Here is a 24,644-nt window from a genome sequence, read left to right on the forward strand (position 1 = left end):
AAAGACAGGCAAAAAGCAAATCCACTGTTTTTTCAGTGTTTCCAGAAAGCAGGTGTAAGAAGTACCATTACTGTAAAAACCTCGAGTCTTCCGATCCACATATTTGCAGTAAGGATCAGCATCCCGGGGTCCGGAAGATTTCCGAAATTGCCCATGGGTCCCACAAGCCCAAGTCCCGGTCCCACATTCCCCAGGGTTGCGATCGAAGCACTGAGAGTGGTGACAAAATCCACTCCCATCAGGGAAAGCAGTGTTGCACTTGCAATAAAAATCATGAAATAGATGATCAAAAAAGAAACGATGGCATGCATGATCTCTTCGGGGATTCTTCTATGGTTGAATCGAATGGGTCTGATCGCTTTTGTGTGAATTGTTTTAAAAAGTACATTATCTGCATATTTCATCAGTAGCAATACACGTACTACTTTCATTCCGCCGGAAGTTGAACCTGCACATCCTCCAATAAACATCAGTAAAAACAGGATAAAACGGGAGGAGTCCGGCCACATGTTAAAATCCACAGTAGCATAACCCGTGGTTGTCAGTATGGATACTACATGGAAGATACTGTATCTGAAAGAATCAGTAAATGCGTATACTTCACCTCTGGTGAGGGTATATGCCAGGACCACGGTTGCAAGTAAAATAATAATCAGGTAGAACCGGAACTCTTCATCTTTTACCAGACTTGTCCTGTCAGAAAAAATGGTTTTGTAATGCAGGGCAATGTTGGCTCCGCCCAGGATCATGAAAATTACGAAGATTCCTTCTACGGTGGAATTATTAAAAGCTGCTATACTGTCTGAATATGTCGAGAACCCTGCACATGATATGGAAGTGAAGGTATGGGTTATGGCATCGTAAGCATTCAGTCCTGCGAAATACAGTAAGATGAATTCGAGAATTGACAATCCTATATAAACAAACCAGAGCAGAGTTGCGGTTTCTCTGATCCTGGGGCGCAGTTGTTCTTCTTTGAGGCCCGGGACTTCTGCACGAAACATCTGCCTGCCCGCAACCCCGAGTTTTGGCAGGATCACTATAAAGAGAACAATGATACCCATTCCACCTACCCATTGGGTCATTGCCCTCCAGAACAGGAGGCTTTTACTATAACTTTCAATATCTGCAAGAGCGGTAGCACCGGTTGCAGTTACTCCTGACATGGCTTCAAAAAGGGCATTAATCGGGGGTGTACCTTCAAAGATGTAGGGCATTGAAGAAAAGATCGCAGCGGTAAGCCAGCCCAGAGCTACGATCATGAAACCCTCTCTCATGTTCCATTCGCCTTTTTCCTCTGTGAGCAACAGTGAAAAAATGAATGCAATCAGGAGGGTGATTGTCAGGGAAAGGGAAAAAGGAAAAAGATGTTCTCCGTAGTAAACGGCTACCATGAATGGGATAATCATTAAAATACCAATGATCCACAGGATAGAACCTATGGCGCCAAGAACTACGTTAATCCTTAATCCACTCATGTTGATAGTACACCTTGAATTTAGTCTTCCTCTATGTTAATAATTATTTGCCTATATAATATAACGCTGTAATGGTTGTTTTGATGGAGTGTCACTATCTCTTTTGTCAGGGGGAGTAGTTGATGTTGGTTAGGTTTTAAATAAAGAGAAATGAAATTTGTAATAAGGTAAAAATGGTCATCAGTGATAGGATAGTTATCATTCAAGATATTTGTGCAGGCAAACCTGCAATTAAAGGAACCAGGATATCCGTAGATTTTATAATAGAACTTCTGGAAAGCAACTGGACATTTGATGGTATTCTGGAAAACTATCCCCAACTTGAAAAAGAAGATATTCTTGCAGTAGTAAGATATGTTTCTTAAGGAAGAACATATTATAGGCACACTCAGAAATTACAAATTTGAACTCACCGATTGTGCCTGATCTAATTGTTTTCTAAGAGTTCCAAGACCCGTCAACAATCCCCACCATTCAAAATAGTTACGGGAATCACCAAGGTCACCGTTTTCAAATTTCTTGTGGAATAAAGACGACGGCATGTTGTACCTGTCTTCAAAAACAGCAATTTCTTTTTCTGCCAGACGTATCTTTGCCCGCAGCAGAAGAATCTCCCTTCCCAGTGACTCTTTTACAACAGGTATTGCATCGTCTGAGATTGCAATCTCCATAATAGAAAATACACATCCCCTAATTTAATTTGTTTCAAGCCATTTGTCCCTGGGGATTTTGGCCTGTTTAAGAATCTTTTTTAGTAAAGCCACACCAATTTTCCCTTTGTGTGGATTTGGTATGGTTAAAACAAGATCGCCTTTTACCATAAACGGATGCTTTCCTCCGGAATAGGGCCCCTCAAAACCCAATTCTCTGAGTCTTTTTACAAGGATTCTCCAGTCTACAGGATTTAGCTTAGGCAACGGCAAATTCTCCGAGATCGTCTATTGTATGGTTGCCAAGGGGTGGAATGGGGAGATTTCTACGCAATCTTAAAATGAGCCACTCCTCTATGATTTCCTCCAGATTCTTACGGCATTCTTCAAGGGACGTACCTGTTGCCCAGACTCCTTCCAGTTCAGGTATTTCTCCATAGTAAGGCTCCTCTTCATCTTCAATTATCTCATATTTGGCTCTGTCAAGGGCTGCCTGTATATATTCGATCAACATCGACTTATCATCTCAAGCAATTATCACTTTTGGGATTGTATATAGCATTGTTTATTTCAGATATTTAGTAATTATCCTCTCCTTACGACAGTTTGCCTTTTGAGTTTACTGCTTATCAGGAAAAACTGATACTCATCAATGGAAAGGAATGCATCGATCATCTCTGAGTTCTAAAATAAAGAACTCTCATAAAACCACCATCTCTTTCAGGATATCATCTTGCATCCTGGGGTGTAGGGCTCGTTTTGACACCACGTCTACAGGCAATCCGAGCAGGTCCTCAAGATAGTCGCCAAGCCCCACAAGGTCAAACAGGGTGGCTATCAAAATCAACCAGTACATCAACATCACTTCCCGGCTTTTCTTCTCCCCTGGCATAGGATCCGAAGATTCCGACAACTTCGGCTTTGTACTCCTACCTGATCTCTCCCCGGTGTTCTTTGATCAGGAGTTTGATTTCATCCAATTTTGGTGGGACTTTTTCTTCCCTTATTGCTCTTAACTCACACATAATTTCTCAAGGGTCGAGCTCTTCAAACATAGTTGGAAATTAGTTTGTAATTATAAATAAGTAATACGGCCCACTCCAAAATCACGATAATATTAAACAGGAAACTCACGGACTTTAGGCGTGGGAGTATGTCAGCGCCTGATTTCCGGTATGATGGGTAAAGTTTTTTCCTGCTCAATTTATCTCAACCAGAATTGCCCGGATAGCATTCCTTAAACCAATCAGACGATTGCCAACAACATCCCACACAATCAAATAATCGATTCCGAAATAACCATGAGCTAAGCGGTCCCGCATACCGACAATCACCCGCCACGGAATGTCAGGATAACTTGCCTTTATCTCATCCGGCACATTCTTAGCGGCCTCACCGATGATTTCGATATTCTTCACAACTGCCTTCTGGGTTTTCCTATCGTTAAGAAAATCAGTGAAGTCCATCCCTGAAGTGAAATCTTCAATTTCATCAATCGCTTCAACAATATCAGTTAAAAACAACCTGTACTCACGCATGAAACCACCTCATGCATGCGCATAAACCACTTCTGAAAAAATCCTGCTTTTCAATTCATCCCTTACGGCACGTTTCGAGATGATATCTACCTTTGACCCGAACTCGTCTTCAAGAAAAATTCCAAGAGCTGCGAGATCAAAAAGGTCCGCACCTTTCTCAAACTCAACAAGGAAGTCAATATCGCTGCCGGTTTTGTATTCATTCCTCACTACCGACCCAAAAAGACCTATTTCCTTTACTTTATAGTTCTTTTTCAATTCCGGAAGCAGCTCATCCAGTCTTCCCAGAATAATATCCCTTTTGATCATATTGATTCCCTTATGAGATCTTTGGTACACATTTTGGAGGGTCTTTTTATATTATTGCTTTGGTTGGCATTGTCTGACCACTTATTAATTGACACCCAGATCTACCTTGATTGCAGTGTATAATTAATTTGTGTACGGCTGAGGGATAATAGCCCGATTTTGCCTCTCTCCTCGTCCAGGAACTTGCTCCGTACTTGCAACTCTTTACCGCCAGATATGCAATCCCAGCAATACCAGTCCCTGTTGTATGAAAAACAATGCAAAGAGGAGATACAGAATTCCCAGACTTCGAAATAGATGAAGATAATACTTGCTTTTCAGGAAATCCCTGCTTTTGCCTACAAACAGGGCAATCACAACTTTTGAACCTACAAGCAATGCATAGAATCCGATAACAAACATTACCTGTGCGAGCCTGTCGACCTCAGCAGCCCTGAAGAGAATGGGTCCTCCGATTGCAATCCAGAACAGGTAGGGATGGGGATTCAGAAAATTTGCCAGTATGCCTTTTTTCAGGGATTCCTTCTTCAGGTTACTTACTTCGATACTGATGTTTTTGGTCCTCAGAGAAGCAATACCCAGATGCGTCAGGTAGAGTGCTCCTGCCAGGCTGATAAGGGCGATCACCGAATTTTGCTGCTGGAAATGCATTAGTATGTAAATTACAGCTGATACTATCAGCAAGTCTGTTATCAGGGGGGAAATAGCAACCTTGAAGCCTTCTTTTGACCCGTGTTGCAGGCTTTCGGATATTGTTATGGCCATCAGGGGACCCGGAGAAATACCTGCAGCAAAACCAAGAAGGATCCCTGTTATCAGGAATTCTGCAATTTCATACATCATTCTCTCTTCTTATCTTCGGAAGGATCCATCTACAGGAGTGAAAATTTCAGTGCAGTTTGATAGTTTCAGTCTGTTCTGCGACCGTTACTTCAAATTCATCTGCGGGAATGGTTTTGGTAGGAAAGGTTTCTTCAAACCTGCCGTTCTCAACCTTTATGGTCCGGCTGGCCGCGACTGTGAGGTTCACCTGAGACTGACCTTCTGCAGCATTACCTTCGATGCGGATATCGTATTTGCCTGAAGGTACATCGGATTCGCGGATTTCCGCCACACCCTCTGAAGCCCTTGCACGTCTGGTCATCCATAACAATATTTTTACCCGGACCTTCAGGTTCTTCACATTTTCGGCTATCACCGTTAAACGATTGGGTCTTTCTGGTACTTCTGTGTCAGGCATACGACATTTGTATTTTCCGCCCTTCACCGGCACGGTCCTGGTAAAGGTCATCGCTATATCCACTGATTCTGCAGAGGATGTGCCGCGTATAGTGACATTATCTCCTGCCCTGGGTTCTGGGGGTATGATCTCGAAATCCCTGTTCTCTGGATTATTCATTGTAATAAAAAATGGCTGGTAGTCCTTTATGTGTCTTTCTGATGGCCGGTTACAGAAGCGTATAATCATTATTTTTATAATTATTTTGCAGATCGTTTGCTCTATTTGGGAATTCAGGAAAAGTTGGCAGGAAGATCAAAACTTTAGTCGCGGGGAATTGACCTGAATATGTCGGATGGGTCATGGACCTTTACAAAGGATTTTTCTTCTTTTATCCTATCAATGACTTCGTCTTTGACGGGCAATTCGTCAACGGGATGCCAGTCGATAGATTCACAAAAGGAGGCATCAGATTCGGAGATTGTATTGTTTCTGATATAGGTTTCGAAGATCTTGCGTTTGCGTATCTCCTTTTTGAAGTTGTCTGGTAGGGCCACTGTGTAGCGTTTCATAGAATCACCATTTGCATATCTATTAAGATGATATATAGCAGCATCTGCATTATTTCGAGCAAAAAACCACTTCCAATCGATTTCACAAAACCTTTTCAGATGCAAAAAGAACGCTTATTTTGGAAAATTTGTCAAGAATACATGTAAACAATCGTTTGATGCAAAATCAGCTCTAATTTGCAATTTATGAAAGAAATTATTCGCAATAATTCTACATGATACAACATTCAGCAAATATTTTCGACTCTGCGTTTTCCCCTTTACAGGCATATACATGCCTTCCATACTCTACTATCATCTACGATGCGTAGCATCGTATGTACGTATACATCTAGCAACTCTAAAAAGATGGGGTAATAATTGCAGGACAACAAGGTATTCTGGATGATACAACTTTTAATGGAAATTGGAATTTGCATGATAGCAGAACGGAAAAGGAGAAGGCTCTTTATAGAGTAAAAGGATAAGTGTTCAGTATGCTGGGTATATTTGGATTGATTGCTGTTGCTGTTTTTATTGTTTTTCTGGTAGGGCTGACTGTGAAGGTATGGATGAACAAGACATATTCGGGCACGAAAAAGGTTTTTTTGAGCCTGGCTGTGCTGCTTTTCATGATTGTTCTTGTTTATGGATTGTTCTTTTTTGTACTGGTAGACAGTGACCAGGCGTCCTATTATACAACCGGTGGAAAACACTTTGAAGATATAGATAATGAAATGATACTGGAGAATGCAAAAGAGGCAGATTATCAGGTCCAGGGTCCGTTCTATGTCAATGTAAGGCCCCAGGATTCAGCAGGCATATATCCGGATGACCTTCCAGAACTTGAGCAACATCTCGGTACTGACTATATTTTAAAATTCAGCACCTATTACTATAATGCAGATAAGATAATGGAGATCTTTTTTATAGCTGAGGATGAGACAATCATTACTTTCTTCAACTACAGCCGACCGGATCCTTACTTTTCTCCCTTTAAAGTAGAGCACCTGCCAGATGACAGGTGGATGATCGACAGGATGATTGCAGTCTTTGGGTTTGATGAGCAAACAGCCAGGAGTCATCTGCAGGAAATGAAAACAGAAATCGAAAATGAGAATCGGCCAAAAATGGAAGTAGCCAGACCCATTGTACCGTCTGCCCTGTATGCTGACCTGCAAAAGATGAGCACCAGTTCAAATTTTTCATTGACCTACGGAGAAGGCAATACTGCCCTTATGTTTTATGAGGATGAGCGGCTTGCGGGCAAGATAAATTGCGTGGTCCCAAACCACAGAATAGTTCATGAGACAGATGAGGCAACCTATACTGTTAAGGTTGACAAATTGGGTGGCGTGGATCTGTATGTGGAACTTGCTGCCGGAGAAAGAATCCCTGAAGAAACATACACTGCAGGGTTCAAGAAGATGTTCAGAGATATTGGATTGCCTGAGGCAGCCGTGGAGGAGTATGAATTCAATTATTCATCTTCTGCGTGGTGAAAACGGGTGGATACATTCCATCCGGGTATGTGAGATGGTTAGGGGCTTTGTTTTGTCAGGCAACAATGTTGCCCCTTCAACATCTACAGTTCCCACAATGGCCCTTAAATCCCGTTGGCTGTGTTATCACCAGATTCATGGAAAATGTTAAAGTTGAAATCTACAAATCGTCTTTGGCAGTGATCTGCCTTAGAATGCAGGGTCCGGACCAGGAAACCCCAACTGTGTGGCTACATTTCATTGCTTCAAGGCACGGGCTTTTCCCTAAAATCTCTCAGGAGCTAGCAAAAATTATGGGGATGTGAAGAGTTTATTGAGTGTAAGCAAGAAAACCATATCTGCAATCTGATGAAATTGGATCCTAAAAAACCATTATATATTTATTAGTCAATTCACATAAAGAACAATTTATAAAAGGAAAATCCGGAGAAATAAAACATGAAAAAGACTGTAGAAAACCTGTCAAAAGCGTTTGTCGGCGAAAGCCAGGCCAGAAACCGATATACAATTTATTCCAAGGTTGCTAAAAAGGAAGGTTTCGAGCAAATTGCCGATCTTTTCCTCCTCACAGCCGAAAACGAAAGAGAGCATGCAAAATGGAGTTTCCGTCTGATCAATGAGTTGAAAGAAGAAAGCGGGGAATCCTTCGATGACATTGCAATTCAGGCTGACGTTCCGAACGACTACGGCACAACCGCCGAGAACCTAAAAGCCGCGATCAACGGTGAGGATTACGAGACCACCACCATGTATCCCGAATTCGCACAGGTGGCTGAAGACGAGAACCTGCCTGAGATCGCAGCAAGACTCAGAGCCATCGGCAAAGCTGAAATGCATCACAAAGAACGCTTTGAAAAACTTCTCCGGGAAGTGGAAAATGAGACCGTTTTCAAAAAGGAAAAAGAGGTTGAATGGGTCTGCCGCAAATGTGGCTATGTGCACAAAGGACCCGAACCTCCCGAAGAATGTCCTTCATGTGATCATCCGTACAACTATTTCGAGAGAAAGTGCGAAGAGTATTGATAGTTTTAATGAGGTTTCAAAAAATTGCAATCCTCTTTCCTTCAATTTTTTTGTGATAAAAACGCTGAACTAGTCTATTTTTTTGAAAAAGAGCAATCACACTGGAATGTATTTCATCTCTTAATCATATCTGCCAGACCAATCAGAATTACTTCTTACTCTGCAATCTCCTGCATTTGTGGAGAAAAACCGGCCTGATTTATCTAATCGGGAAAGTGAAACTATTACTGATAGGTTTATATAGGTATCATTATATAGTGATAGGTACAGATGATAAGTGCAGAAACTACTGATTGGAACAACGTACAAAATCATATCCGCAAAGACCTGGATATTTCGCCACAATCCCTCTATACCGACATCACTACGTTAAGCGAAAATATTGCGGTGGATCTTCCTATCTATCCTGATCTAATTGTAGAAGAAAATGATGCAATCTATTTTATTGGGATTAAATCGAAAGCCAGTGTAGACGTTATTGCAAAATTGAATCTTCTTCGGGATTTCTGTCTCAAAAACACATTCCCAAAAAAAATACAATTGGCTATTGCTGCCAAATCCTTTCCTGTACGAGAAAAACTGCTCATGGACCAACTGGATATCACCATGGTAAAACTTCCCTGGTCCATTAAACTCACCACTGAAAAACAGTCCAAACCCAGCAACCATCGAATAACTTCGGCCAAATCATGGAAAATAGTATCCCGCCTTTTGAAAGAAAAGAAAACCTCTATCCGGCAGCTGGCAATTCTTGAAGATATATCGTACGGCTGGGCACACAAAACAACCCAGGCACTTATTCAGCAGAATATTGTGAAAAAGGAAAACAACCGTGTAAGTATTTCTAATGCTGATAAACTGCTAAATGGTATTGCGTGGGAGCGTCCTCTAAATAAACTTAAACGTTGCGAGATCCAGATCCCTTTCAGTGAATCGATGGTTGCAGCAAGGGAAATTACCCGGGCTTTTTCGATGCAGCACAACATACCAGTCGGATTTACTTCATACACGGCAGCGGCTTTGTATACCGGCTATGGGGTACGTAATGATACAGTTTACTTATACCTGAATGATGAGCATATAGATTATTTTAAAGAATTATTCGAATCCTCTTCGAGAAATAGTATAAAGGCGATAATCTATAGGCCTGACAGAGAAGTTTTCCAGAACACTCTGGAAAAAGAGGGTGTCCGGATCGTATCCGCTTCCCAGACACTTCTGGATCTGGCAGGCATGGGATATTCTGCAATGGATATTACAAAAGCAATGGTTGCAAAATATGAGTTCTTATGAAAAAATGAGTGAAATAATTAATTTTTCACTGGATGAATTACGTGTAATTACCAGATATCTCCATGAAAGAGAGGATACCGATAACCCTACAACCGTGTTAATTGGCGGATGGGCAGTCGATTCATATAACCCCTGGTATGGCTCAGTAGATATCGATCTCATTACCAATAACAGTACACGAAATAGTCTAAATTACTATCTGCGAAAAGAGCGTGATTTTGTACCATACAGACTGCCCGGACAACCCCGGAGTGTAAAAAAAGTAACCAAAGCAGGGTCTGTAATTATTGATTTTGCGACAAGAGAAAAACTATTTCCTTTTGAAGGGACACATGAGTATTTAGATTTCAGTATTCTTGACGGAAACACTGAAACCAGGGCAATTCGGGGTAACATTGAAATGGCAGTGCCCAACAGAGCAACGTTGATTGTTCTGAAGTTAAAAGCTGTATGGGATCGAAATAATAGAATATCCCAAAGAAAAAGTTATGATATTGAATGGGAATCCGGAAAACTTGTCAAAGACTATGCAGATATTCTTGCATTAATTGACCCCAATAATGGTGGGAATGATGTGGAAATCTCCGTCTTAGGTAAATTTATGAACACATATCCATTTCTAAAAGAATCTCTTGCATCAGTAAGTGAATCAGATGATGGAATCGAAAAATATGGCAGAATGCCAGAAAGCACCGCTAAAACGATTATTGGACAGATACTTTCTTTGATTTGATTAAGGTCATTTAATGGCTAAAATCACACTGGAGATTTCCTTTCTGCCCATCCTTCTTAAAATAATAGCAACCCCGGAAGATTGTAGAAAGCAAATTTACCATTCTACAACCCCCGGACTTCTGTTTTTGTGGCAGTTCAAATCAATTTCTCAAAAATCTTACTGGACAATGTATGTAACCCGGACTGACATTGAAACCCTGGACTCTCCCGGCTCAATTGGTGTTGCCGGTTCTTCAGCAGCATCCATTGCCACACTCTCTTCATAATATGTTCTTGGCTGTGTACCATCGGATATCGATGATGACTTCACACCTACGATCTCCACACCCAGATTCTCAGCCAGTACTTCGGCCTTTGATGATGCATCGGCCACAGCTTCGGTGATCAGGTCCTCATGCAATTCTTTCTGTTTTTCATCAGATACACTAAAAGAAACTCCGCCGATCTGATTTGCTCCTGCAGATGCAGACCTGTCAATAATCTCTCCGAGGATATCGAGGTTTGTAGTGGTAATCTGCACACTATTGGAAGCTGAATACCCTTCAATTGTCCGTGTCTCTTCTCCATAGTTGTATTCAGGCCTCACAGAAACATGTGATGTCCGGATATCTTCATCCTCCAGACCAAGATCCTTAAGTTCCTCGATAACCGCATTCATGACATCTGCATTCTCCTGACTCGCTTCTTCTGCAGTGGGAGCCATGATCTCTGCACCAATGTTCAGAGTTGCAGTGTCGGGCATAACCATCATTTCTGCATTTCCATTCATTTGCAGAGTGTTTTCTGAATCACTGTCAGATCCATCGACAGATCCTGCATACAATGTGGCTGCCATTAGCACCAGCACTACTGAAAGTGCAATTATGATGTAATATGACTTATCTTTATTATTTTCCTGAGCCATTTTATCCTCTCCTTTATTCATATACTAGATGTACCGCCATGTATTAAAAAATTGGCTAAGGTTCGGATTCGTTCGAAGTTACATCAAAAGAGACAGACAGAGAAAACCCCTTCTCTGCTCCGGTATTTCTAATCCACTTCTTATGCTAAAGAATAGTTTATAACGTCTGCTGACACCCCAAACGTTAGTTGTGCAAATCTCTCAGGTTGCAAACGTGCAAAATTTGCAAAAAGACTATTAATTTGTCTTTTAATCCCTAATGGCAGGGGAATATTCCAATGATGGATAACAGGGATGATCTGGTTCATATTCTACATGATACCCGTTTAAACACTGTTTTATCCTGGGCTATCGTACTGGTACTTATATTCCTGGCAACCGTGAATTTTTTTGAAGGACGTTTCACATGGACAATTCTAATAATCTTTATAGTAATTATCGTTATTTTGCCAGGAGTATTTTTTTGTAAGCCATCGGTAATGCCATCCTGGTTACTGTTGCTTCTGGTACTGATCCCTATTGTTGGAAATACAACAGCCTATTACTTTTTCCTTACACGAATTCCTGTGTATATCTCAGTCGCTACGCTCTCCCTTTTAATTGTAGCGGAATTAAACTGGTTTACTTCAGTGCGAATGAATCCAAAATTTGCAATTTATCTGGTGATAATTACGACACTTGCTGTAACCGGCATGTGGCATTTCATGAGATGGGTGCTGGACGTAATGATTGGAACCACATTTCTCCTTGATGGCCGCTCGGTGGATGCAATCAATGCTGCAGTAATGTATGAATTCATCTATGCACTGATTGCTGGTATAGTTGCAGGTGTTTTGTTTGGATGGTATTTCAAAACCATGATGAAAAAAGGCGCTTCCAGCATAATATTTCCAGACAGGGGTATGGTTGCATCTCAGGAACACATCTATTCAGAACCGCCGAAGGTTATTAGGAAACTACTGGGGTTATCTGTCCAGAGGCAAAAGAATATAACAATATTTCTGCAGGCATGTCTTGTAGTATTATTCATATTTGGTATTTTTTCAAGGGAACTGCACATATTGCGAAGTGCATTTTTAGCACTGATAATTACCTTCGTGCCTGCATTTATGAGACACAGGCATAATCTTTCTCTTGATCCGTCACTAACTTTGTGGATAACGATTGCAGTATTCCTTGATGCTATTGGTACATTTTGGTTATATGATAACCTTGCCAGATGGGATAATCTGACCCACGCCGCATCTTCAAGTACGGTTGCGGCTGCAGGATATGTAATTTTAAGGGCTATTGATATTTATGACCCCGAAATTAACATACCACCAAGAACGATGTTTGTATTTATCCCCCTGTTCATCCTTTCAGTAGGTGTCATGTGGGAGATTCTGGAATTCATAACCGATGAGCTGACATTGATGCTTGGAATAGATGCTTTTTATTCCCAGCATGGTATTCATGATACAATGGGTGATATGCTATTCAATTTGATAGGATCTATTGTAGTGGCTTTCTGGGGCACCGTCTATCTAAATAGCCTGTCCTATAAAATCGCAGAACTATTTGAGAAAAGATTTGATAGCAAGAAACAATAATTTTTTACTAGCACTCCTTCGTCGATTATTTAAAAATAGAAAGGAGATCTTAGATCAAAAATTGTAATTAAGATCTCACTCAGTTAATTCCGGTTCACTTGTTTTAAGATCCTCTAGTTTTTTGGGATCCCGTACATCCTGGCCGGTTTTTCCCATGTACAGGAAAGTCCACCATATTGTGAATACTGCAGGTATTACCACAATACTCAGTACAGTGCTTATGATACTCCATATCACTGAAAGATACTCAAACGAGGCAAACAATGTACCAAGAGAATTGAGTGCAACAACCACCACAATGGTAAGTAACCACAGTATCACAACAGCGGCCTTGTTATTAAGAAAGAACCTGTACCCGGTCTTTAGAGCCTGAATCGGTCCGAGGTTGTCAACAACAAGTGCATAGTAGGATACTGCTAATATGATACTTATTGCAATACCATAAATAATCCAGAGCAAAAATCCAGCACCCAGTACTAACAGATTTTGCATTATGACATCAATATTGGTAAGGTCACCTGCCTGCAAAATACCGGGTATGACAAATATAACACCTGCCAGTATTATCAGGTAAAACAATATCTGTAACAGGAAATAATTGAAAAAATGTGTCTTGCCGGAATTGATCATCTCTTCATAACTGGTTCTGCCAGTTAGTGCTACATCTTTTGCCATGCCTACCGCACCGGCTGTAAAAAATACTTCTATTAAAGAGCTGATAATCAGCAATATTGCAAATCCTCCGCCTAAGTACACAATATGTGGAGTGATTGCTTCAATGATATCGCCCATGACAGGTTCGGCCATCAGTGGCGCTACAGATGGTACTACTGCTGCTATAAACAGAAACATGTAAGCTATCCAGATAATACCTATTATGATAACCGAAAGAATGAAAGGAACTGATATCTTCAAATTCTTCGTCCAGGCAGTAAAACCCCGGTTTAATACTTCCTCTATGGTTATTGGCATTTGATCCTCCCTCTTAGTAATTAAACATATAGAGCTGTGCATTTACACATATCTTTTGGATGCTGATAGGATTCATCTCTTTGAAAAAGGAGATTCCTTACGTAAAGGAGGAGTATTTGACATAAATCGGCTCATGAATGAAAACAGCCACACTTATATAACATAACTAATATTTTTGTGCCATCATTAGATGAAAGGGACCGGGCTAAAAACATTATTGTACCCCAATACACCACAATCCCCTCTATTTTCTCCGGTCCCTTTCACCCGATTATACCGCTCTTCTTCCAGTCCCCTATCATATCAGGTTAATTATAGGTGTATGTTTATTGCTGTGATATGTTTTCTACAGAGCGATTATATCTGTGCCATATCTGCCAGACCAATCAGAATCACTCTTTCTTCCTCTGCGACCTGTCGCATCCGGGAAGTAAAACCGGCCCGGCTTATCAGGGCGAAATGTTCCTGGCTTTCAGGATACCAGTCCACAAAGCAGCCCCTTTCTTTCAGGGAATAGTACGCATCAGGTCCAACCTTTTGCACTTCCATTATTTGAGATGTTGTAAGTCTTTTTGTCGAAAGAGGTATATACTATCTTACTTGTAAGATATGTGGGGTATTTTATGACTTTAATAGATGTAAAAAGTGTGACTGTCAGCAAAAAAGGGCAAATTACCATTCCCAGCGCATACAGAAATTGCGGTATGAAGATAGGCGACAGAGCAGCTGTTTTTGTGTATGATGATCACATTGAGATTCGACCTTTGTCTTTCATCGAAGAAGGATTAAGTTGTGCTATCGCTTCCCAGGAATCCCTTTCAAAAGAATGGGACACTCCTGAAGAAGATGCTGCCTGGGATCATTTGAAAGACTACCTGGGGAAGTAATCGATGATTTATAGAGGAAGCATAGTTATCATTCCTTTCCCCTTTACAGACAATAACAATAGCAAACTCAGACCGGCGATCGCTGTTTCTGATCAGATGAGGCGGGACGTGATACTGTGCCAGATTACATCCGGAAAACCTGCGGACAATTGTGCTGTCTATGTTTCAGATAGCGATCTATCTGAAGGCTCACTTCGCCAGGGTAGCTGGGTTCGGGTGAACAAAATATTCACAATGGACTCCAGCAATATCCTTAAAATAATTGGAAATGTTCATTTGTACAAACAAAAAGAAATTCAGAATAATTTATTGAAACTTTTCCTGTAAGTCTTTATCTGCCAGACCAATCAGAATCACTTTCTCTTCCTCTGTGACTTCCTGCACCTGTTGAGTGAAACTGGCCCAATCAACAAATTTACGGAACATGTTTCTTATGATTGTGTTTCGTATATTGATAATGGTACTGATGGTGAACCGCCCCTACCTTACGAAAGGGGCTTCCTGTTTCTTCTCTTTTCCTAACGGACACAGGTCACAGGCATCCGGATTAACTGTCATATTTGCTGTAGCACTGACCGCGGGTGCAGCGCTCATTATAAAAAGGAAGGGGGAAAGTGTTCCAAATGCGGAAACACTTACACATCTTTAGCAATAATTTTATCAGCATACTCGCAAGCCACAGGCAGCCTTACTAAATTCCCGGTATAGGTCATGTAAATCAGATAAAACCATAATACTAGACTGACCAAACCTATGAGGGAAGATATCACTCCTCCTAGAACCGGGACCATTGACACTATGGTGTTCAGTATGGAAAGACCCCCAAATACAACGATCGACTGTGCTGCATTGAATCTCACGGATTTGTTCTCTTTCTCGATTAAAAGAAAAATTATGCCGGTAATAAAACCCAGGAGATAGGTCAATACACCAGCTATATTTTCCTCAAGCCCGATACTTGTTTTACTCATCTTAACCCGTCCTCGTTTCCACATAGATTATAATTTCATTCATTTCTGCATAATCCGAACTGGGCTGTGTTCCGATTTCTAAAGTTTTACTGTCTTTGGTGGCTGTCACATATATCATGACATCCCCTTTTTCAGTTAACATTTGGGATTGGATATTTTCCCATCCCTGTGTTTCCAGTTCATTTTCGTAGAAATTTTTTACATCTTCGGGATTATCGCCACTTAAATAGTGCACTTGTTCCTGAGTAACATCCGAACCTGTCGTGAGTGAAGCATAGTCTGTCCTTACAGAGTCGGGATACCTGGGTGCATCTGCAAAGTCCTGGCCATCCACATCCGTGGTAGGTGGAGCATCAGGTTCTTCTTCAGCAACCTGGGAACTTGTCCCATCATTGTTCATGTCAGCAACGTTTACTCCTTTTCTTGGACCGGTAATTACTGTAGCAGTCGTGATATTACCATTAACAGCTGTATTTATGCCCATAATTCTATCGTCTTTTCCAAGAGCAACTCCTACTTTATATCCTGCAAAATCTCCTTCCCAGTCAGCTATAACTTCCCAACCTTCACTTTCTGCCGTTTGTTGCAGGTCATTTAGAACCTGGGAAGAATCCTGTGTCTCGATTTCATACTGGGTCAGTGAAATGTTATCTCCCAGATTAATACTTCGAGTTTCTTCGTATTCAGAGGGTATATCATCAACAGCCGGGTCTCCGCTTGAACAACCACTTAATGCCATTGCGCCAATTATCATCAGAAGAACAAATAGGTACATTTTATTCGATGCCATTTTCTTACACCCCATTTTATAAATTCATCTTTTGGAAGTGTGGTCTAAAGACAAAATAGTAAACCGCCCTTCGTTTAAAGATATGTAAATATATTTCACATAAATTTTTTGGGTTTTGGCTGCAAATGTTGTGGAAATAATAGAGGGCTGAGGTGGAATGAAAATTGAACACAAAACACGGGATTTCAGATATATCCTGAAGTATCAGAGGTGCTTGTCAGCCGGCCAGACAAATGTTAATTGACATTCAAGCCCTTGCCATCAGGGAGGGGTGGTTGACATTTCGTCAATTGAGACAAACTGATCCTTTTCTTCCAGACGCTTGTACATTCTGTCCATGAATTCCTCCCTATCAATCAAATCCATCATCCTTGTGAGAATATCGCTATAGGTCTCCCCTTTATGGCCATAGTTTTTCAGCCTGTCTTTTATTGCCTTTGTTGTGGGGATAGTCGTTGCGTGGTTAATGCATGATAAAAAAATATCCATATCTGAACTGATTTCAGACAGCCACAGCCATCGTACCAGAACTTGTAGATGGCAACTTCATCTCATTTGCCCCGGTAATCGATAATTTTAATGGCAATTCGCGATTTCGTTTAGAAACTTCCAATAATAGTTTAATATTGATAGATTCTTCTGAAACCTTGATATCTGCCCTGATCTGTTTAAGATTCTTCATGTCATATTTGGAAATTCCAAATCTTTTGGCTGCATCAAGTATTTCAATCCCGACAATCGAATTGTCCATTCCAACATCCAATAAAACACCATCAATTTCTATAGAGGACTTGTATTGGACTCCTTTTGAAAATGCAAAAAAACTATCATTGAGTGAGTCATAATCCCAGTAGTCGCTCTTACTATTGATATTAATCACTTTTTGTGGCTCTGACATAAATCCTCCCAATTATTTTTCCACATAATACAGATGCTGTATGTATGGACAGTACAAATCTAACCAAATTTAGTTAGCATAAGGCCATTTTTTTGGTATACTCAGGCATTAGTTCTTTTGCGGATGTCAATGTTGAAAATTGCTTATCGACCCAATCCATGGATTGAGCTAAAACCTTTGGGCTAATGTTTTTACTTTCTTCAAAAACACCAATCGAATTAAATGTGTATCCCCATTCTTTGAAGGCCAAACATGTTATGATAGCGTCTTTGCACCTGTAATCGCCTGTAAGTGCGAAAATCAATAGTGGCCGGTCTAAATCGACATAACAATCGACAACATAGTTGCCGTCTGGGTCATGCTTTGGCTCACTGTAACTAAAAGTACATTTATCTCCAAATATATGTTTCATATATTCCTTAAAATCTTCCTTAAATAAAGAGGATATGTGCTGTTTTCTGATAAACGATAAATCTGTTATTTTTGTAAGTGCCTGTATGAAACTAAAAAGAGAATCCCCGTATTGTTCATTTTCCACTCTAATAATCAGTTCGCCATTTATGTCTTCTATATTGTGTGTTTCCAATATATTATTGAAAAATGAACGTCTTTTTCCTTTTGTAGAAGGGATATCGAGATCATAATATGATAAATGCATTAAAGTATGACCTTCATCTGTAAAATGCCAACCGTCTTCATCTTTTTTTAGCACTATTACAAAAGAATCGCCATCATCAAATCCAAACGGAGTATCTACTACATATCGTTCAATTCCTTCTTGGAAAATCTCTAACTCCTAGCATACGGATTCCTTTAGAGTCTTTATCAGATCCTTTTCCATACTTGACACTCCGTTTCAATAATCATATATTGTTTTTCCTTCTATTTTTATATTGCAATCATACAACATGACGCTTAATGCATCGTGCCAATTAGAATATGTGGATGCTTCTTCGGCATATCCATCAATATTATATCCCCTCAATTGATAGCGTTCTGTTGCTTTGTGTATATGGTACCCAAGAATTCTTTCTTTTTCAATTTTATTTTTGTGAGTATGGTTTTTTCCGTTGTACCGTCTCAAAATATACCAATATTTGCTTTGTGGTTCTTGATACATCAGAATTACTGAGAAATCAAATGGGTTGTTATCATTAACACGGATGCGGACTTGGAACTTATTTCCATTAGAAGACGTTAATGGTAAATCATATTCCTTGTACTGCCTGCCTTTTTTCAATATTGGTCGAATATATTTTACAACCAACGCCGAAACTGGTTTTGTTTCACCAATCAGAGATTGTATTTTATGATCATTCAACATTATCTCGCGTTCTCAAGTGACGATCTCCTGACTTGTATCAGATTCTTTCAACCCACGTCCGTTAGGTGTATTTGATTTACAGCCAAATTAAGCATTATGGGTAAATTTGTTCACATGTTATTTATATTAAGTGAATAAAAATGGACATGATATATGTCCCTGTGCAAGTATGGAGCCGCTTATCTGCTGTAAGCAATCCTATCCAATTTCCTGGAAACCTCCGGCGTATAATAAACCTCCCCGCAGATATCACACACGTAGGCAGATACTCTCAAAGACACACGTTCCCCTTCCGCTTTTTTGACTTCAACTTCGGTGTTTTTCTAAACCAATCTGCCCTGGCAGAAATTACAACTGTCCGGTAACATATAGATTCATCTCTTTTGAAACAGGAGACTCCTTCCGTAAGGTAGGAAAGGAATGTTTCTTACTTTTGTTTTGCATACTTATCACGTTAACTATTTAATGTATTGTGTCTAATATATGAGTATGGATAGGACTATTAAATTGAAACTTGATGTGTCTGAAGAAGACAAAACAAGTCTCAAGAACACAGTTGTTTGTTTTAACAAAGTGTTCAATATAGTTGCTGAGTATGGGTTTGCCAATCATACTCATTCCAAAGTCTCTATCCATCACGCTACTTACAAAGACATTAGAGAACAGTATCCGGAACTTCCTTCTGCACTTGTTCAGGGTGCAAGGGATGTTGCCTGTGAAGCACTCAAGGCTGTTAAGAAAATGCGCCTTCCTGTGAGTAAACCATTCTCTGCAATCCGATACAATAAACGTGTTATCCGTATTATTTTTGAACATGGATTTGCTTCTATTGCATCTGCTGATGGTAGAGTGAAGGTTCACTTTACACTCCCTGAATACTACAAACAGTATGTAAATTGGGAAATCAGGAGTTCTACACTTAGATACGATACAGCAGATGATGTGTTTTATCTGCATGTCACTCTGCGTAAAGATTCTCCTGAACCAACTGGTGATACGATTGTTGGTGTGGACAGGGGGATTGTTAATGTTGCAGTATGTTCCAATAATGTCTTTTTTAACAGTAAAGAGGTCAAAAATACAAGGGCTAAATATGCACATCTCAGGCGAGAACTTCAGTCCAAAGGCACCAAATCTGCTAAACGTCTCTTGAAGAAGATTCGCAGAAAGGAAAGACGGTTTGTGACTGATGTTAATCATTGTATTGCCAAGGAAATTGTCAATATGCCATATGATGTGATTGCTCTTGAAGATCTGACAAGTATTCGTGTCCAGAACCGAAAGGGTAAGAATTTTAACAGGAAACTCAACAATTGGAGTTTTTATCAACTGGAACAGTTTATCCGCTATAAGGCAGAAGCCATTGGAAAGCGGGTTATTTCTGTTGACCCCCGGTATTCCAGTCAGAAATGTTCCAAATGCGGACATACTTATAAGGGAAACAGGGATGGTAGTTCTTACCGTTGTCGCAATTGTGGATTTCAAATACATGCTGACCTCAACGCTGCACGAAACATTGCTCATGCAGGTATAACTTGCCTGAGTAGGCTGTCTGTCAACCAGCCGAATGTAGGGATGAATGCTGTACAGGATACAGCACAATGATTTACTTACAAGCCCCTTCCGGCAGGGAGGGGTAGTTGACATCTTCTGGATTGCCCAAATAATCTTTGTCTGGCAGGAATCCCTGGATTATCTGATAAGGATTGATTTTATATATTATTGTTTTCACAATAATTGTTGTGGCAATAAAAAGTGAGTTCATCAACAGGCAGGCAGAACTGGAGTACCTGGAAGCCGAATATGCAAAGGCGGATTTTCGCTTCATCTCCATAATAGGACGCAGACGACTTGGTAAAACACGTCTGATTCGAGAATTCTTGAAAGACAAGCCTAATTCCAGTTTCCTGCTAATCCCCGAATTGAACGACTCCCAGGCCCGGCTTGAAATAGCAAAGAACCTGCATCAAAATTTCGGGCTCAGTTTTTTTGGAACACCCCACTGGGAAGATATTTTTGAGCAATTGTTCCAGTATTCCCGCCAACACAGGATTATACTGGTGTTTGATGAATTCCAGCGTTTTCTGGGTATTAACAAGGACATCTTCTCTAAAATGCAAAAATACATCGATGAATACGGCCCGGATTCACAAATGTTCCTGCTGGTTTGCGGCTCATCCATAGGTATGATGCACAGCATCTTCGATCATGCTTCACCTCTATATGGGCGCAGGACCGGTCAATTGATGTTTGAGGCGCTGGATTTCTTTGCTCTTGACGAATGGTTTCCAGATTTTGATATCGAATCCAGAGTCAACATATATGTAATCTATGGTGGCACTCCCAAATATCTGGAAGAGGTGGAGTCTGAAGATATCGCCGGGAACATCAACCGCATACTGGACAAGACGAGTATTCTGTATAATGAGCCGGATATTTTGTTGAAAACCGAAATATCAGATAGCAATACTTATTTTTCCATACTGAAAAACATTGCACAGGGGATGACAAAGTCGTCTGAGATCGCCAACAGTTCGGGGATAAAAACCACATCTATCGATTATTATCTCAATGTTTTGATCAATGATCTGGACCTTGTCAAAAAGGAAATACCTGTAACCGAATCCCGCAAATCCAAAAAGACCCTGTATCGGATGAAAGACAACTTTTTCAGATTCTGGTTTAAATTTCTCTATCCCAACCTCTCTGAAATTGAAATCGGCAATACGTCCGTTGTTGCAGATCACATTCTCTCTGAACTCAACAGGTTTGCTGGACATACATTCGAGGACATAACCAAACAATTCCTGATTAAATTGAATAAACAGGACAAACTTAATTTTAAATTCAGTAAGATCGGCAAACAGTGGGGACGTTACCAGAAATCCAGAGGCAAAAACACCTATGAGATAGATCTCGTGGCGTTGAATGAAAAAACCCGACAAATTCTGTTCTGCGAATGTAAATGGCAAAATAAACTGGTAGATGTCGATGTCCTGCAATCCCTTATCGACAAATCCCGGCTTGTCGACTGGTACAATATGGAGAGATCGGAATACTTTATGATTGTTTCCAAATCCGGATTCACAGAACAGGCCCGGCAGTTTGCAGAAGAACATGATTTTGTACTTTATACACTGGCAGACATGCAGACCTGCTTTCTTTCACTATAAACCTATTCTAGAAGTTTATCGACTATATACGATAGATTCCTGCAAATTTGTCGAATACAGTCGACAAAATGTGTAGACATAATCTGTATTATTTCACCCGATTGTACCATCGCACAGCACCCGTCATACATATCATGATCCCGAAAATTTCCGATACAAAAACCATCGATATGGCCGGGAAACCCCATCCCGGAAATGGCCAGAACAGTACTTCAGGAGTCTCCCAGTAAAAACCTGCCCGGTGTTTTATCGATCAGGTCGGGCAGCAGCGTTACGATCACCCCTAATTACATTTTGAAGACCAAAACCTAATATCAATTGGACACATCAAACATAACAGAAAATGATACCAGAGGATGCTGAAATGGATGTAAAAAAAGCCGTAATTCCGGTGGCGGGGTTGGGGACCCGTTTTTTACCGGTAACAAAATCAATGCCCAAGGAAATGTTGCCGATAATTGATACTCCTGTGATTCATTATGTGGTGCAGGAAGCCATTGAATCCGGGATCGATGATATCATATTTGTAACAGGGCGTAACAAGCGGGCGATCGAGGATTATTTTGACGGCTGTCCTGAACTGGAGATGCATCTGCAGAATCGGGGTAAGTATGACATGCTGGAAATGGTTCAGGAGATTTCTTCAATGGTGGATATTCACTACATCCGCCAGAAGGAACCCAATGGATTGGGAGATGCCATAATGACCGCTCGCAAACATGTCAGTGGGGATCCTTTCGCAGTATTGCTGGGTGATGATATTATTGTCAACGATAAACCCTGCACACGTCAGCTAATTGATGTCTTCCAGAAATATGGTCGCTCCACGATCGCGGTGGAGAAAGTGCCGCAGGATAAGGTCAGCAGTTACGGGATAATAAGTGGCAGTCCTGTAGATGAATATCTTTATGCCCTGGATGATATCGTGGAAAAACCCTCTGTGGAGGAGGCTCCCTCGAATATCGGTGCTATCGGACGGTACGTTTTCACCCCGGAGATCTTCGATTGCATAGAGCAGACCTCCAAAGGCGTGGGTGGCGAGATCCAGCTGACCGACGGGATCAGGTTGCTCAATGATTCACAGAAGGTGTATGCACACCAGTTCACCGGACAGCGTTATGATTCCGGCAACAAGGTGGAGTATGTGAAGGCTGTGCTGGATTTTGCCCTGAAGGATGAAGGGATGAGGGACGAGATCCTGGGGCATATGGAGAAGCTGGGCTGAAGGGGTTACTGATTTTATGGGGGTATATCCCCCTGCAGCAAATCAGGATTGTTTTGCTAAAACTCTCATATTCCCATTCCTCTTTTTTGAAATCAATAGATAGACTTCGCCGAGAAGTAGTAATCCAATGCAGACAATTGTGATATTGATAATTACAGGGTACTGGCCTCCAAACCCATCCGTAGAAGTGTGCTTGGACAAGATTCCCGTATAAGCCCAAACAATAACAAGACCATAGGCAACATCCCTGTTCTTCAGCATTGTTACGGCTCCTATAAGAAAGCCAAGAATGATTATGATAGATGCCCATATGGGTTCAGCTAAACCAAAACCCTGCCAGTTCAGGCTGACAAGGAGAACAGTAGCGTTGGCAATGGTTGCCACTGTGATCCAGCCGAAGTATACGCTAAAGGGCAATCCGATAAACAATTTCTCTTTTGCAGAAAGTTGTTCTTGGTTTATTCTTTGATTTATCAGGATCAGGCATACAAGGATTACTACAATCAAAACCAGGGATAATGGCACCACCCGATAGTGCCAGGCAAAAATCCAGGCGGCATTGGCAAGGGAGGAAATTGAGAAGAGAATTCCTATTTTATTTAAGAATTCACCCCTTGCAGTATCAGTATTGTCCTGAAAAACTCCAAGCTGGTACAGTGTATATCCCGCCAGCAATAGATAGATGAGTCCCCAGATTGCAAAGGTCCAGCCTGCCGGGGCAAAGAGATTGGGATAGAAATCCGATATCTGGCCGGTAGTGAGCCCATTGATCGGGAGAGCATTGGCCAGCGCATTGGCAATGACCATTGCTAAAAAGGTTGCTGTGGTGATTATTTTGATCATCAATGTTGGTTGATTTCGTTCCATCTTATTTTTCCATTTATTTTTATACCTTCAATATTTTAAATATTATTTTGTACGACTTACTTTTTAGATTCAACCAACATAAACGATAAAAGAATAAGTTAGACCAAACATTTTTTCTTCATAAATAGTCCCTTCTGGAAACATCCTTTCAAGCTCTTTTCTTTTCAATAATCTCACAGACTTAGCCATTTCAATTGCTTTTTGCTTGTTTGAGACTTTTTTTCGTCGGCCCAGATTAAAATTACGGATCAACAGTGTTTTTATTTTAAGAGGTAAAAACTGGAAACATGGAAAAAGGAAGTGTGGTTCAAAAGGAAAATAGTAGTTGGGAGTTTGCAAAAAATATCTTTTGCTCACTCTTTTTATTTCATGGGCCATTTTAATCTGATCCTCGTAGTCACCTACATGTTCAATTACAGAATTTGAGAATACTATATCAAATGAATTATCTGGGTATTCACTTAGGTCCCTTGCATCTCCAGAAACAGATTGGATATTATTATAGTCTGTTTTTGTAGACTTTAAGTTTAATATCTTAATTGAATAATATTCATCATTGGTAATATCCATCATTTTCCAAAAAGAAACAGTTCCTCCAATATCAAGAATATTTATAGGCTTTTGTAGCGGATTAACAATATTTTTGAAAAGGGCAATTCTCTGTCGTCTTAATTTATTTATGAATGAATCTTCCTTATTTACATCTGTGATTTCTTTGAAGCTCAAACCTCTCATTTATGCCA

General features: G+C 40.5%; 34 protein-coding genes and 1 pseudogene. 13 read left to right on the plus strand and 22 right to left on the minus strand.

The genetic code is table 11. The annotated features are described in order from the left end of the window. Positions 1–32: 32 nt before the first annotated feature. Entirely contained in the window at positions 33–1,478 is a 1,446-nt protein-coding gene (locus BKM01_RS05200) for a TrkH family potassium uptake protein (protein ID WP_072358397.1), read from the minus strand. A 173-nt stretch (positions 1,479–1,651) separates the two neighbouring features. Between BKM01_RS05200 and BKM01_RS05205 the strand changes: the two genes are divergently transcribed. Continuing rightward, complete coding sequence (locus BKM01_RS05205; protein WP_072358399.1) at positions 1,652–1,843, plus strand: DUF433 domain-containing protein; 192 nt, start codon at positions 1,652–1,654, stop codon at positions 1,841–1,843. A gap of 30 nt (positions 1,844–1,873) precedes the next feature. On the opposite strand, the gene BKM01_RS05210 is transcribed toward BKM01_RS05205, so the two are convergent. The 9 genes from BKM01_RS05210 to BKM01_RS05250 form a co-directional block, all read right to left on the minus strand. Next, positions 1,874–2,149, minus strand: a complete 276-nt coding sequence (locus tag BKM01_RS05210) for a hypothetical protein (RefSeq protein WP_072358400.1) — start codon at positions 2,147–2,149, stop codon at positions 1,874–1,876. A 24-nt stretch (positions 2,150–2,173) separates the two neighbouring features. Next, positions 2,174–2,395 carry a type II toxin-antitoxin system HicA family toxin gene (locus tag BKM01_RS05215; protein WP_072358402.1) on the minus strand — a complete coding sequence of 74 codons (222 nt, stop codon included), beginning with the start codon at positions 2,393–2,395 and terminating at the stop codon, positions 2,174–2,176. Further along, positions 2,388–2,642, minus strand: a complete 255-nt coding sequence (locus BKM01_RS05220) for a type II toxin-antitoxin system HicB family antitoxin (protein WP_072358404.1) — start codon at positions 2,640–2,642, stop codon at positions 2,388–2,390. The genes BKM01_RS05215 and BKM01_RS05220 overlap by 8 nt, the downstream gene beginning before the upstream one ends. Positions 2,643–2,949: 307 nt before the next feature. After that, the gene (locus BKM01_RS11255; protein WP_234993663.1) at positions 2,950–3,033 is read right to left on the minus strand and encodes a nucleotidyltransferase family protein; all 84 of its coding nucleotides are present in this window, start codon (positions 3,031–3,033) and stop codon (positions 2,950–2,952) included. A gap of 294 nt (positions 3,034–3,327) precedes the next feature. Next, positions 3,328–3,666, minus strand: coding sequence for a HepT-like ribonuclease domain-containing protein (locus tag BKM01_RS05230; protein WP_072358406.1), 339 nt, complete (start codon positions 3,664–3,666; stop codon positions 3,328–3,330). 9 nt (positions 3,667–3,675) lie between these two features. Then, entirely contained in the window at positions 3,676–3,975 is a 300-nt protein-coding gene (locus BKM01_RS05235; RefSeq protein ID WP_072358408.1) for a nucleotidyltransferase family protein, read from the minus strand. 204 nt (positions 3,976–4,179) lie between these two features. Next, positions 4,180–4,818, minus strand: coding sequence for a LysE family translocator (locus BKM01_RS05240; protein ID WP_233125565.1), 639 nt, complete (start codon positions 4,816–4,818; stop codon positions 4,180–4,182). 46 nt (positions 4,819–4,864) lie between these two features. Then, positions 4,865–5,374: a hypothetical protein gene (locus BKM01_RS05245; protein WP_072358412.1), complete on the minus strand. Its 510-nt coding sequence runs from the start codon at positions 5,372–5,374 to the stop codon at positions 4,865–4,867. A gap of 143 nt (positions 5,375–5,517) precedes the next feature. Then, positions 5,518–5,766, minus strand: a complete 249-nt coding sequence (locus tag BKM01_RS05250; protein ID WP_072358414.1) for a hypothetical protein — start codon at positions 5,764–5,766, stop codon at positions 5,518–5,520. A 476-nt stretch (positions 5,767–6,242) separates the two neighbouring features. Here BKM01_RS05250 and BKM01_RS05255 point away from each other — a divergent pair, with 476 nt between their 5' ends. From BKM01_RS05255 to BKM01_RS05275, 4 genes are all read left to right on the plus strand, one after another. After that, positions 6,243–7,247 carry a hypothetical protein gene (locus BKM01_RS05255; RefSeq protein ID WP_072358416.1) on the plus strand — a complete coding sequence of 335 codons (1,005 nt, stop codon included), beginning with the start codon at positions 6,243–6,245 and terminating at the stop codon, positions 7,245–7,247. Positions 7,248–7,685: 438 nt separating this feature from the next. Next, on the plus strand, positions 7,686–8,270 hold the full coding sequence (gene rbr / locus BKM01_RS05265) for a rubrerythrin (protein ID WP_072358420.1): 585 nt from the start codon (positions 7,686–7,688) through the stop codon (positions 8,268–8,270). 270 nt (positions 8,271–8,540) lie between these two features. Continuing rightward, positions 8,541–9,563 carry a hypothetical protein gene (locus BKM01_RS05270; protein ID WP_072358423.1) on the plus strand — a complete coding sequence of 341 codons (1,023 nt, stop codon included), beginning with the start codon at positions 8,541–8,543 and terminating at the stop codon, positions 9,561–9,563. A gap of 4 nt (positions 9,564–9,567) precedes the next feature. Next, positions 9,568–10,296 (plus strand): nucleotidyl transferase AbiEii/AbiGii toxin family protein, encoded by a 729-nt coding sequence (locus tag BKM01_RS05275; protein WP_233125566.1) that lies wholly within the window; start codon positions 9,568–9,570, stop codon positions 10,294–10,296. A gap of 159 nt (positions 10,297–10,455) precedes the next feature. On the opposite strand, the gene BKM01_RS05280 is transcribed toward BKM01_RS05275, so the two are convergent. Beyond that, a complete protein-coding gene (locus BKM01_RS05280) occupies positions 10,456–11,202 on the minus strand; it encodes an SIMPL domain-containing protein (RefSeq protein ID WP_072358426.1) in 747 nt (248 codons plus the stop codon). A gap of 278 nt (positions 11,203–11,480) precedes the next feature. On the opposite strand from BKM01_RS05280, the gene BKM01_RS05285 reads away from it, so the two are divergent. After that, a complete protein-coding gene (locus BKM01_RS05285; protein WP_084006234.1) occupies positions 11,481–12,794 on the plus strand; it encodes a hypothetical protein in 1,314 nt (437 codons plus the stop codon). A gap of 75 nt (positions 12,795–12,869) precedes the next feature. Here BKM01_RS05285 and BKM01_RS05290 read toward each other — a convergent pair whose 3' ends face one another. Both BKM01_RS05290 and BKM01_RS05295 read right to left on the minus strand, forming a co-directional pair. Then, positions 12,870–13,766, minus strand: a complete 897-nt coding sequence (locus BKM01_RS05290) for a hypothetical protein (protein ID WP_072358428.1) — start codon at positions 13,764–13,766, stop codon at positions 12,870–12,872. A gap of 357 nt (positions 13,767–14,123) precedes the next feature. Further along, positions 14,124–14,315, minus strand: a complete 192-nt coding sequence (locus BKM01_RS05295; RefSeq protein WP_072358430.1) for a hypothetical protein — start codon at positions 14,313–14,315, stop codon at positions 14,124–14,126. Positions 14,316–14,389: 74 nt separating this feature from the next. Here BKM01_RS05295 and BKM01_RS05300 point away from each other — a divergent pair, with 74 nt between their 5' ends. From BKM01_RS05300 to BKM01_RS10950, 3 genes are all read left to right on the plus strand, one after another. Next, positions 14,390–14,653 (plus strand): AbrB/MazE/SpoVT family DNA-binding domain-containing protein, encoded by a 264-nt coding sequence (locus tag BKM01_RS05300; protein ID WP_072358431.1) that lies wholly within the window; start codon positions 14,390–14,392, stop codon positions 14,651–14,653. 3 nt (positions 14,654–14,656) lie between these two features. Continuing rightward, a complete protein-coding gene (locus BKM01_RS05305) occupies positions 14,657–14,980 on the plus strand; it encodes a type II toxin-antitoxin system PemK/MazF family toxin (RefSeq protein ID WP_072358433.1) in 324 nt (107 codons plus the stop codon). Between the two features lie 130 nt (positions 14,981–15,110). Continuing rightward, positions 15,111–15,302 carry a hypothetical protein gene (locus BKM01_RS10950; RefSeq protein ID WP_143744100.1) on the plus strand — a complete coding sequence of 64 codons (192 nt, stop codon included), beginning with the start codon at positions 15,111–15,113 and terminating at the stop codon, positions 15,300–15,302. Here BKM01_RS10950 and BKM01_RS05315 read toward each other — a convergent pair. The 7 genes and pseudogenes from BKM01_RS05315 to BKM01_RS11260 all read right to left on the minus strand — a co-directional run. After that, positions 15,289–15,624, minus strand: coding sequence for a DUF4870 domain-containing protein (locus tag BKM01_RS05315; protein ID WP_072358437.1), 336 nt, complete (start codon positions 15,622–15,624; stop codon positions 15,289–15,291). The genes BKM01_RS10950 and BKM01_RS05315 overlap by 14 nt on opposite strands. A gap of 1 nt (position 15,625) precedes the next feature. Further along, positions 15,626–16,414 (minus strand): hypothetical protein, encoded by a 789-nt coding sequence (locus BKM01_RS05320; protein ID WP_072358439.1) that lies wholly within the window; start codon positions 16,412–16,414, stop codon positions 15,626–15,628. A gap of 261 nt (positions 16,415–16,675) precedes the next feature. Further along, on the minus strand, positions 16,676–16,903 hold the full coding sequence (locus BKM01_RS05325) for a hypothetical protein (protein WP_233125567.1): 228 nt from the start codon (positions 16,901–16,903) through the stop codon (positions 16,676–16,678). Between the two features lie 13 nt (positions 16,904–16,916). Further along, the gene (locus tag BKM01_RS05330) at positions 16,917–17,312 is read right to left on the minus strand and encodes a DUF2283 domain-containing protein (RefSeq protein WP_072358441.1); all 396 of its coding nucleotides are present in this window, start codon (positions 17,310–17,312) and stop codon (positions 16,917–16,919) included. A 73-nt stretch (positions 17,313–17,385) separates the two neighbouring features. After that, positions 17,386–18,099: a DUF1828 domain-containing protein gene (locus tag BKM01_RS05335; protein WP_084006236.1), complete on the minus strand. Its 714-nt coding sequence runs from the start codon at positions 18,097–18,099 to the stop codon at positions 17,386–17,388. Between the two features lie 69 nt (positions 18,100–18,168). Next, complete coding sequence (locus BKM01_RS05340) at positions 18,169–18,552, minus strand: hypothetical protein (protein ID WP_143744102.1); 384 nt, start codon at positions 18,550–18,552, stop codon at positions 18,169–18,171. A gap of 263 nt (positions 18,553–18,815) precedes the next feature. Then, positions 18,816–18,932 (minus strand): annotated as a pseudogene (locus tag BKM01_RS11260) (YgiT-type zinc finger protein); the annotation flags it as partial. 193 nt (positions 18,933–19,125) lie between these two features. Here BKM01_RS11260 and BKM01_RS05350 point away from each other — a divergent pair. The 4 genes from BKM01_RS05350 to galU all read left to right on the plus strand — a co-directional run bounded on the left by BKM01_RS05350 (position 19,126) and on the right by galU (position 23,034). Next, positions 19,126–20,241 carry an RNA-guided endonuclease InsQ/TnpB family protein gene (locus BKM01_RS05350; protein WP_233125568.1) on the plus strand — a complete coding sequence of 372 codons (1,116 nt, stop codon included), beginning with the start codon at positions 19,126–19,128 and terminating at the stop codon, positions 20,239–20,241. A 137-nt stretch (positions 20,242–20,378) separates the two neighbouring features. Continuing rightward, positions 20,379–21,809 carry an ATP-binding protein gene (locus BKM01_RS05355; protein WP_158008563.1) on the plus strand — a complete coding sequence of 477 codons (1,431 nt, stop codon included), beginning with the start codon at positions 20,379–20,381 and terminating at the stop codon, positions 21,807–21,809. 101 nt (positions 21,810–21,910) lie between these two features. Then, positions 21,911–22,039 carry a hypothetical protein gene (locus tag BKM01_RS11150; protein WP_257790286.1) on the plus strand — a complete coding sequence of 43 codons (129 nt, stop codon included), beginning with the start codon at positions 21,911–21,913 and terminating at the stop codon, positions 22,037–22,039. A 134-nt stretch (positions 22,040–22,173) separates the two neighbouring features. After that, complete coding sequence (gene galU, locus BKM01_RS05360; RefSeq protein ID WP_099816337.1) at positions 22,174–23,034, plus strand: UTP--glucose-1-phosphate uridylyltransferase GalU; 861 nt, start codon at positions 22,174–22,176, stop codon at positions 23,032–23,034. A gap of 42 nt (positions 23,035–23,076) precedes the next feature. Here the strand turns inward: galU and BKM01_RS05365 are convergent, their stop codons facing one another. Further along, positions 23,077–23,901: a TspO/MBR family protein gene (locus BKM01_RS05365; protein ID WP_072358449.1), complete on the minus strand. Its 825-nt coding sequence runs from the start codon at positions 23,899–23,901 to the stop codon at positions 23,077–23,079. A 69-nt stretch (positions 23,902–23,970) separates the two neighbouring features. Next, on the minus strand, positions 23,971–24,636 hold the full coding sequence (locus BKM01_RS05370; protein WP_072358451.1) for a methyltransferase domain-containing protein: 666 nt from the start codon (positions 24,634–24,636) through the stop codon (positions 23,971–23,973). Between the last annotated feature and the right edge of the window lie 8 nt (positions 24,637–24,644).

It is taken from the genome of Methanohalophilus portucalensis, from assembly GCF_002761295.1.
Lineage (GTDB): Archaea > Halobacteriota > Methanosarcinia > Methanosarcinales > Methanosarcinaceae > Methanohalophilus > Methanohalophilus portucalensis.